At 49.7% G+C, this 9,114-nt stretch carries 10 protein-coding genes; all 10 read left to right on the forward strand.

What is annotated here, in order from left to right; translation table 11 throughout:
• Nucleotides 1–6 precede the first annotated feature (6 nt).
• The gene (locus F566_RS0131285; protein WP_020411013.1) at nt 7–1,539 is read left to right on the forward strand and encodes a phage tail-collar fiber domain-containing protein; all 1,533 of its coding nucleotides are present in this window, start codon (nt 7–9) and stop codon (nt 1,537–1,539) included.
• On the forward strand, nt 1,539–2,120 hold the full coding sequence (locus tag F566_RS35970) for a hypothetical protein (RefSeq protein ID WP_157497242.1): 582 nt from the start codon (nt 1,539–1,541) through the stop codon (nt 2,118–2,120). The genes F566_RS0131285 and F566_RS35970 overlap by 1 nt, the downstream gene beginning before the upstream one ends.
• Entirely contained in the window at nt 2,120–3,025 is a 906-nt protein-coding gene (locus tag F566_RS0131300; RefSeq protein WP_020411015.1) for a hypothetical protein, read from the forward strand. Before F566_RS35970 ends, F566_RS0131300 begins: the two co-directional genes overlap by 1 nt.
• On the forward strand, nt 3,022–3,285 hold the full coding sequence (locus F566_RS37815) for a baseplate complex protein (RefSeq protein ID WP_051085457.1): 264 nt from the start codon (nt 3,022–3,024) through the stop codon (nt 3,283–3,285). Before F566_RS0131300 ends, F566_RS37815 begins: the two co-directional genes overlap by 4 nt.
• A complete protein-coding gene (locus tag F566_RS37820; protein WP_245555339.1) occupies nt 3,249–3,530 on the forward strand; it encodes a baseplate complex protein in 282 nt (93 codons plus the stop codon). Before F566_RS37815 ends, F566_RS37820 begins: the two co-directional genes overlap by 37 nt.
• The gene (locus tag F566_RS0131310) at nt 3,527–4,240 is read left to right on the forward strand and encodes a hypothetical protein (RefSeq protein ID WP_020411016.1); all 714 of its coding nucleotides are present in this window, start codon (nt 3,527–3,529) and stop codon (nt 4,238–4,240) included. Before F566_RS37820 ends, F566_RS0131310 begins: the two co-directional genes overlap by 4 nt.
• Nucleotides 4,216–5,355: an HAD family hydrolase gene (locus F566_RS0131315; RefSeq protein ID WP_020411017.1), complete on the forward strand. Its 1,140-nt coding sequence runs from the start codon at nt 4,216–4,218 to the stop codon at nt 5,353–5,355. Before F566_RS0131310 ends, F566_RS0131315 begins: the two co-directional genes overlap by 25 nt.
• A gap of 152 nt (nt 5,356–5,507) precedes the next feature.
• Nucleotides 5,508–6,914 (forward strand): DNA cytosine methyltransferase, encoded by a 1,407-nt coding sequence (locus tag F566_RS35985; RefSeq protein ID WP_020411018.1) that lies wholly within the window; start codon nt 5,508–5,510, stop codon nt 6,912–6,914.
• Nucleotides 6,862–8,439 carry a hypothetical protein gene (locus tag F566_RS0131325; protein ID WP_020411019.1) on the forward strand — a complete coding sequence of 526 codons (1,578 nt, stop codon included), beginning with the start codon at nt 6,862–6,864 and terminating at the stop codon, nt 8,437–8,439. The genes F566_RS35985 and F566_RS0131325 overlap by 53 nt, the downstream gene beginning before the upstream one ends.
• Before the next feature lie 450 nt (nt 8,440–8,889).
• Nucleotides 8,890–9,114: IS5/IS1182 family transposase (locus tag F566_RS0131335; protein ID WP_020405225.1), on the forward strand; the 225-nt coding region annotated here is incomplete at its 3' end.

Below are 9,114 nucleotides of genomic sequence, written 5' to 3' on the forward strand. Positions count from 1 at the left end.
AAATTCATGCCAGCGATATTGAACGCCGGGCGTGACCTGATCGCGCAAAAACAAGGGGCCGGAGAGGCCCTGATTATTGACCGCTTTGTGTTGGCTTACATCGATCACCTGGACCCCACCCAGCCGGTGGACCTCAACACCACCTTGCCCAATCCTGACACGATTGTGTGGCAGGGACCGGTGACCCGTCATGGCTATGTCAGCCCCGACCAGGTGGTGTATAGCTTGTTGCTGGGAGCCAATGTGGGGGACTTTGATTATAACTGGATTGGGTTGCTGGCCGAGGATGACACCCTGGTGGCGGTGGCCACGACTGAACCCCAGCACAAGCGCAAGTCCGATGGCTTTGTGTTGGGCAATACGCTGACGCGGAATTTCCTGTTGGCCTTCACCGATGCCCAGGCCACGACCCAGATCAATATAAACGCCCATACCTGGCAGATCGATTTTACTGCTCGCCTGGATGGCATTGATGAGCGGGAACGGCAAAGTAATGTTGATCTGTATGGGGACCAGGCCTTTATGGGCGAGGGTTTCCAGGTCTGGAATGACAGTGGTGTATTTAAGTTAAAAGCCGGTTGGGGTTATGTGGGCGGCCTACGTATTACCCAGGGCTCAGAGATCACCTTAACCCCGGGGGTTCTGCCCAAAGATGTCTGGCTGGATGTCTCGCTCCAGGGCAATGCCACCGATGTGGTGCCCGAGGTGCAAGTGATCCTGTCCACTGACCCCCAGGCGAACTATCAGGATGTTAACCAGCGACAACATTACTTAGTCAAAATCGCCCAGATTGCGGCGGACGGTTTGGTGACCGATCTTCGCAAAGTTCTGGGAGACCAGGGGCCAGCCTGGGATCTGTTGTTAAAGATGGCCGATGTGGTCAATCACTTAACCTCCGAAGATCCCCATAAGCCGTTAAGTGCCGCCCAGGGGAAAGCCCTGTTGGCCCACATCCAGCAGAAACTGGGCATTGAGGATCAGGCCGCCGATGCGGCCAAGTTGGCTGGCATCGAGGCGGACCGCTACCAGCGTATTACCGACGCCATAGATGCGGGGCGGGTGGTCAATGTGCCGGCGGCCTGGACCGATAACGTGACCTTGTCCGATTCGGTGACCAGTACGGCGTCCCATGTGGCGGCGTCCAGTCAGGCAGTGAAGACCGCTTATGACAAAGCCAAAGCGGCGCTGCCAATTAATGGGAAAGCGGCGGACTCGGACAAGGTGGACGGCTATCACGCTTCCGCCCTGGTCAAGCATTCCGACCAGACCAGCAAGAATTCGAGTAACGGTTATCTGAAGTTGTCCATGGGCATCATGATTCAGTGGGGGAAGGTCTCCACCGCCAGTGACAGTCCGGTCCGTTTCTCGTTCCCAACGGCATTCAGGAGTAGCTGTTATCAGGTGGTTGGCAACCGTATTGACCGGGATCATACCAAGGAAGTGCCTATCGTCACCTGGAGCCGGACCTCCTTTGAGATTGATCGGGCACCCTCGGTGGATAACACCTGTGCCGTTTCCTATATCGCGATTGGACGTTAATGATGAAGCACTACTTTTGCCCGTCGGATCAGGGCTTTTATATGGAAGGGGTCCACGAGCCTGGAGAGATTCCCGCGGATGCGGTGGAGATCACGTCAGCGGAATACGAACGGTTATTGGAGGGCCAGGGCAATTTGCAGAAGATCCAGGCCGATGATCAGGGCCAGCCGTGCCTGGTGCGACCACCGGCGCCTATCCTTCGACGTCTGGCCAAACAACGTATTGATGAAGCCGCCGGCGAAGCCCGCGCCCGTTACGTCAGCGCCGGGCAGTATCTGGATGAGGAATACCGCCTGGTGTTGCAACAAGTGGAAATCTGGAACACCCAGGGCCGACCCGCCGACCAGGTGCCGGCATCGATCCAGGTCTGGGCCGAAGCGGCAGGACTGACCGCCACAAACGCCGCGGATAATATCGAAGCCACCGCCGAGGCCTGGCACAGCCTGTTGTTGCAGATTCGGGCGTTTCGGTTAACCGGGAAAGCCGCCTTGGATGCGGCGGACGAGGACGAGGATTTTGAAACGCTGGCCCAGCCCTATATCGATCAGTTGGCGGCGCTACGGCCTGGAGAAAGCCTGTGATGAGATGGGAAGCAGGCCCTTTTCAGTTTCCGCCCAGTGGTCAGCAAGTGTTGGATCAGGTGGCCCCGGTATTGAGTGGCGCCAGTGTCGAATTATCCGCCGCTCAAAATCGCCTGGAGAGCATCGGGGCCAGTTTTGTTACTAACCCCCTGGCCTTGATAGCCGATAAGGCACAACAGGCCAGAGAGCAGCTGAGAGGCCTGTTAAATGTGAAAGGGCAGGTGTTGTGTGTGCATCCGTTTTTGGAAGGGATCGGCCAGGGACAGGGGCGTTATCAGTACCTGTCCGCGCCCAACTTGGTGCAATGTCTGGCGGAGAAGCTGCAAGACAAACACGACGAGGGACGGCCAGTAGGCCCTTGTGATGCCTTGTGTATCTTGGTGACGGCCACCGAATATGGCCGATTCTCAGAAGCGTTAGGCAGTTTTAACCAGGTGTTTCCGGTGCCGGAACTGCAACTGGCTGAGCGTCGGGCGGGGCAATTGGCCGTACTGGAGTCAGAAAAAACGATTCAACCGAATGCCGCTTTGAATCCGCACTGGAAAGACCGGGATCATGGCCAATATCCGCTCGCCCAGGAAATCCGGCGGGGCATCGGTGCCCAGGTGGGTCTGATGGAAAGTTTTGATGCAGAAAACCAAACGCCCATTGATGAGCTTCAACAACTGATCGCCAAAAAGCAACGCTGGTTGCAGCAACAGGAGGACAACATTACCGCTTTAAAAGCCCGGTGTTCTGGTCCCGCCGGTTTCCGTTTGTTCCTGGAGAATCAATCCCCGTCAGGGATTGCTAAAGCGTTGCAGGCCCCCGGCTTACCCGGTCATGAAAACGTACTGGCCGCCGGGGTGTTGTTGGTGACCGAACCCGGCGGGCTGACGTTGTTTAAAGAGGTGTTGGGATTATGAGACTAAGTGAATTTACCGTGCCCGGTACGGAGTTGGTGGTGTCTGGGCACTTAAGAATTGAGACAGAGGAATTAGGTGGGCAGACCAACGCCACCGATAGAGCCAACAAGGGCATTAAACCCAAGACCCTGAATGTGTCCTTGCTGATCAAAAAGAAACACGCGGGAGAGCTGACCGAACTGGTCAAGGTGGCCGAAGCGGTGGACTCGCCGGTAAGCTTCTGGTGTACGACATTATCGAAGACACCGCCCAGGCGATGAACATTCGCCAGGTGCAGTTTAGCGGCAATCTGGTGACCAAGGATCTGAGCCCCCGGGACGCCTGGCGGGTGACTTTTACCCTGGCCGAATATCTAAGCGTGTCGGAGAAAGCCGAACAACGACAAACCACAGGACTTATTCAGGAACAACAGGGCGAAGGTGCGGCCACCGTCAGCGCGGCAGAGGCGGAAGCGTTAACCGGCTTTGAAACTTTCTTAGGGAAACTGGATCAGGCCCTGGCATGAAACTGCATAAACAAATCGAGGTGGCCGACCAACTTTTAAAGCTAGTTAAAGAAGAGGTTCGCCTGTCATTGATGAGCCCGGGCCGGGCGGTGTTCACCGTGCAGTCTGAAATCCCGTTGTCGGGCATTGTACGGTTTTCGATGGGATATGATCCCCAGGAGCTTCAACGTTACTTTGTGGGTTATGTGGAGAGCTGCACAACGCTGGATAGTCAGCAACAGCGGCTGTTTTGTCGGGAGCTGAGCGCGACCTTAAACCGGCGAATTCCGTTAAGCCTTCGCAATGTGGATCTGAAACAGGTGTTAGCCGCGATCAGTGACCAGACGGGACTTAGGTTTGTGACCCCGAAAGCGAACTACACCGAAACCAAAGCGTCGGCGTTTTATTCCCTGACCGGTGGTTACCACTGCCTAGATTCGATGGCGGAGGTGTTCAGTATTCCGCAACTGATCTGGCAACAGCAAGGCGACGGTCAGGTGTATGTGGGCAGCTGGCAACACAGCTATTGGTCCGGGCGAGAGGTCGAGATTCCTCCCGCCTGGCTGGACGGCTTTGGGGTGGCGAACCGGGCCAGAATTCCGGCGGTGCCGAAGTTGCGCCCAGGCATTTACTTATCCAACAGAAATTACCTGCACCAAGTGAACCTGGTGGACAGTCATATGTTATTAAGCTGGAGTCCCAACCCTTGGACGAAGAGATTAAAAAAATAGTGTTGCGGTTGTTTCCGGAATTGACCGGGAACTATCACTTGCCCCGGTTCGCCAAAGTGGTGGCGATCAGTGACCACCTAAACCAACCGGAACTGTGCGACGATTTCAGGCCGCGCTATGCAGTCGATATTGAAATGCTCACCCCCCAGGGCGAGCCGGACCCGGAATTACCGGTGTATCGGTCGGTGCCTTTGCCGGTGCAGTTTGCCGGGATTGAACGGGGACAGTATGGCTTTCCGGAACCTGGGGCGTTGGTAGAAGTGGGCTTTGCGTATGGGCTGCCGGACCATCCGTTCATTCGGACAGTGCTCGGACATTGGCAAGGGATTCCGGGAATTAAACCTGGGGACATGGTGTGGCAGCAAAGCGAGACCTCAAGGCAAAAAGTGACGGCCAAAGGGGACTGGTTGAGAGAAACCCACGGGAACATATCCGACACGTCCAGCACCAGAAAAGTGAACGTCCTGGATAACCAGGAACACTATCAAAACACCTCTATGGAGGTGCTGGAACACTGCCCGGCAATGGTGGCAGGCACCAAAAAAGTGGAAGCCCTGGGCGCGCTCAAACTGTTGTCCGGAGGCCATGCCAATCTGTCCGCCGTGGACAATCTGAACCTGACTACAGCCAGCGATCTGAACCAAGCGGTGGGGTGTAATCGCAACGCCAGTATTACGGGAAACGATAACAAAAGCATCAAAGGACATCAGTCTACGAGCCTAACAGGTAACCGAACTCTGACCATTCAAGGGACGGACAGCCAGGCATCTGGCCAGCGGTCTGTGAATGTGACCGGTAACCATACGGATATCGCCACGGCTGTGAGAACAATTCAGGCTCAGGTGATCCAGTTAAAAGGGAATGCCTCGGTGATGATTCAGGCCCCTTCTATTGCGCTACAGGGGGCATCTATTGCTCTGGGTGCCGGTGGAAGTGGGACGGATGTATTACGGGTGCTGAGTGATTTGTGTGATGTGGTGAGCCGCATTGCGAACGCCTCGGCCAGTCATACCCATCCAAGTCATGGGACAGCACCGTCCACGACTGGACTGCACGTTAGCCAGGCTGGTGAAGCATCAAAGCTGAATATATCTTTATCTGGGCTAATGCCATAAAAGTGACTGATTGTTTTTGGGTAGAGAATTGCTAGCTCTCCCCCTAAGCTTCATGACTTTCATAACTTTAGCTCTTTTTGTTAGTTCATTAGACTTAGATGGCTTACAATAATGCATTTTGCTATCAATATTTCTCTGTGGTAAGTGAGGTCATGCTAAAAGTAGATCAAATAGTAAGCAGTTATTCTCCATCTGTCGTAAGTCTCTTCGTGGGCTGCGGGGGACTAGATCTCGGCTTCAAGCAAGAAGGGTTTAATCTCATCTACTCCTGTGACAATGATCCTGCGGCCATTGATGTCTATAAACGCAATGTCGATGAAAGAGCTTATGTCAGAGATGTAACATCCGAAGAGTTCCATAATGATATTAAGGATATAGGAAGCTGCGATGTAGTGTTGGGCGGTTTTCCCTGCCAGGGTTTCTCCAAAGCAGGCCCGAAGCGAGAAAACGATACTCGAAATTTGCTTTATCTTGAAATGAAATCAGCCATTGATGTCCTGCGCCCACGTATTTTCATAGCTGAAAATGTTGATGGCTTAAGTCAGAACTTTAAGGGGAAATTCTTTGAACAGATTATCAGTGACTTTGAAGAGATAGGATATAGCGTGGAAGCTCGTATTCTAAGCGCTGTCAACTATGGTGTTGCTCAATATAGACGAAGAATATTTTTTGTTGGAATTCGCGAAGACCAAAATCATATTGATTTTGAGTGGCCTTTAGAAACTCACTGCTCAGTTGACAGAAACGGAGAATCTATCTCTTCTAAAACTGCTGACTTCTTGGATAGCATTACTATCAAACACAAATCTAACGCTCTAACCATCAAAGATGCTATATACGATCTTAGAGAACTCTCCTCCAATATTCCAGATCATCGCGTAACGAAGAAATGGAGTTCGGATGCAGAAAAGATCATGGCGCATATCAGAGAAGGACAAAAGCTTTGTAATGTGCGCTTTTCTAGTTCATCTGTTTATACATGGAATATCCCAGAAGTTTTTGGTGATGTTGATGACATTGATATTCAGATTTTAGAAACTATCGGTAAAAATCGAAGACATAAGAAATATGGCAATATTCCGAACGGAAATCCTCTATCCGAGGAAACTATAAAAGAACTCAGTGGATTTGGCGGTATAAAGAGACGTTTAACTCGTCTAGTAAAAGCGGAATATTTAAAAGAGAAAAATGGTGGATATGACCTTAAAGGTGCAATGTTTTGCTCTGGCTTATTTAAAAGACCACGATGGGATGAACCAAGCCCTACGGTTTTGACGAACTTCCATAATCCACGTTATTTCATTCATCCAAGTAGAAATACCCCTTTTAGTTTGCGCGAATGTGCAAGGCTTCAGGGCTTTCCTGATAGTTTTATTTTCACGCAAACAGAAAGTGTTAAAGAGCTAGAGATTGGCTATAGACTCGTAGGAAATGCCGTAGCGCCACCACTAAGTAAAAAGATGGCCGAAGCGACAAGAAAAATATTCAATCAAGAAACCGTTAATAATGAAATTACCTGTAAAGAAGATAAGCCTGTCGGAGCAGTTAGCAGAGTTTGATTTATGGATTACCCCCTCACTGCAGGAGATTCAGGATACTGATAAATATACTCAGGAGCTTGCAAAAGTTGATAGGCTTATTTGTAGGTTAGGTGAAGCTACTAACAACTTTGCGTCAATAGAAAGCTGTTCTCCAAAAGCAATTGCAGCAACATGTGTTGAACTGGTTGAGCAGGTCATAGCGGAAGCTGATAGTGAACAGAATAAAATCACCTCAGCAATAGGCATACTTGAGTCACTTTGTGCATTACTGTTCATGGTAACTGGCAAAACAGACAACAACCTGAAATGTCAATTTCCCGTATTCCTGGCTCAAACAGAAAAAAGAGCTGACTTCCCCCAAAGAAAGGGCAAAAACGGTATCTTCCAGAAGGCTCCACTTGGTAGAACTATAAAATCAGACAAGTTGGCCAAAGTTATAGCAGACGCACTAGTTTGCTATAGCAGCTATGAAGGTTTGGAATATCTTGAAGAGGAAGCACTCTGGTTACTCGGCAAATATATCACCGCGATTCTCAAAGACGAAGAAAGCATCCGCCAATTTTGGGCATTAGGAAAGAGCTATTTTACATTGATGGCAGAAGATGCTGGCTCTGAAAAAGCTCTGCTGGCCCCCATTATTATCTTCAAGGTGAGAGGCTCGGTTTCTGCATCTGGCGGCCACATTCCCGAAGATAGACTTCGAGAGATGATGTCTTCTTGGGGAATGGAAAGAGGTGTAGACTTCAATCTCGAGGATGTGATTCTTGAATATCCGCATAATGTTGTCGGTAACACTAGCAAAACACGGGCTTACGATTTTGTATTGCCTTACCGCACGGAAGGCTGGCAACCCCACATATTTGTTCAATGCCAATATTATGCAGGTGATTCAGGAAGCGTCTCGCACAAGGTTATCGATCAAACGCAGGCATCAAGACATTTAACTCTTCAGCAATATCCTAATGCGAGATTCCTTGAATACCTCGGCGGTGCAGGTTATTACTCATCGCTCAATACTGACTTGCAGCACATGCTGGGAATGGAAACTACTAAAGATTTCATTCAAGTTAGATCGGCGCATGTAAAGTTACGACGAGAAATTCAGGATTTAGGTTTTCTCGTTCCCATTGATATTGAACATGCAATATTTCGCTCTAATAGTGGCCGCAAAGACGAAGTTATGAGAGTGCTAGAATCAGAAGGTTATTCTTTAGACGAAATTCAGCGTGCTATCAACCATGCAATACAACGAGAAATTATTAATCGGAATGATGACACATTATTAGTTAGCAAACACCGTACTGCATTTGCGAAACGGCTGTTTATCGTAGACTTAATCGCTATTATTGGAGAGCCAATTGACCATGATGAAGGTAATACCGGGAATGTATTAATACCAGGTTATGGCGAGCTTTATGGAAGCCAATTAGCCGTCGTTTCTCAAAAAATTGATGAATATGCTCCAAACTCAAATTACTCACGTAATGAATTTGCAGAATGTATAACGTGGCTTATAGAAGAGAAGTTCATCATATTGAGATAAAAAATTAATGAGATTAGCCTTATCAATCTCAGGCGATCGCGGGTGAGGTGAATATACATCCAGTTAGAAAAGCTGTGAGGGTAACCGTTTACGCAGTCCTTTTATAAATGCTCATTATCGTGAGTAACTAGGAATGATTCCTACTCCTCTTTACAAAGTCTTCGACAATAAAAAGTACGCTGAACAGTTTATCAACGAAGGAAATTTGCGTTTTTCAACTCTCGGGTACTATAAGAAAATCGAAGATAGGGCCAGAGTAGATTGCTCTGAAGGGTTTGGGAAAGTATCAAAGGATGGCGAGTCGTTTCTCTTAGACTCTGCTAGTAATTCTGTTAGTTTGGTCCCCGGTATTGAAACCCTATATGTTGAGGGTGGAGAGCTAGGGAGGCTCTGAATAACTCCCCAAATCAGTCATAATACGGCCAACTTCACTCATCAGGAATACTATCCATGGATCAGATGACTTTCTCCGAAGCTGAATACCAGAATAAGAAGCGTAAGACCCGCCGGGAAATCTTTCTGGAGCGAATGGATAAGCTGATCCCATGGAAACGCATGGAAAAGAAGATCGCCCGCTATTACCCCAAGGGCGAGAACGGCCGCCCTCCGTATCCGTTATCCACCATGCTTCGTGTCCACTGCATGCAGCTATTTTATAACCTCAGCGATCCTGCC

Source organism: Hahella ganghwensis DSM 17046 (assembly GCF_000376785.1).
In the GTDB taxonomy this organism is placed as follows: Bacteria; Pseudomonadota; Gammaproteobacteria; order Pseudomonadales; family Oleiphilaceae; genus Hahella; species Hahella ganghwensis.

What these genes read in the sequence shown, in the direction of transcription:
- F566_RS0131300 (WP_020411015.1), top strand. Translation starts at nt 2,120, where the DNA reads ATGAGATGGGAAGCAGGCCCTTTTCAGTTTCCGCCCAGTGGTCAGCAA.
- F566_RS0131285 (WP_020411013.1), top strand. Translation starts at nt 7, where the DNA reads ATGCCAGCGATATTGAACGCCGGGCGTGACCTGATCGCGCAAAAACAA.
- F566_RS37815 (WP_051085457.1), top strand. Translation starts at nt 3,022, where the DNA reads ATGAGACTAAGTGAATTTACCGTGCCCGGTACGGAGTTGGTGGTGTCT.
- F566_RS35970 (WP_157497242.1), top strand. Translation starts at nt 1,539, where the DNA reads ATGATGAAGCACTACTTTTGCCCGTCGGATCAGGGCTTTTATATGGAA.
- F566_RS0131325 (WP_020411019.1), top strand. Translation starts at nt 6,862, where the DNA reads ATGAAATTACCTGTAAAGAAGATAAGCCTGTCGGAGCAGTTAGCAGAG.
- F566_RS35985 (WP_020411018.1), top strand. Translation starts at nt 5,508, where the DNA reads ATGCTAAAAGTAGATCAAATAGTAAGCAGTTATTCTCCATCTGTCGTA.
- F566_RS0131310 (WP_020411016.1), top strand. Translation starts at nt 3,527, where the DNA reads ATGAAACTGCATAAACAAATCGAGGTGGCCGACCAACTTTTAAAGCTA.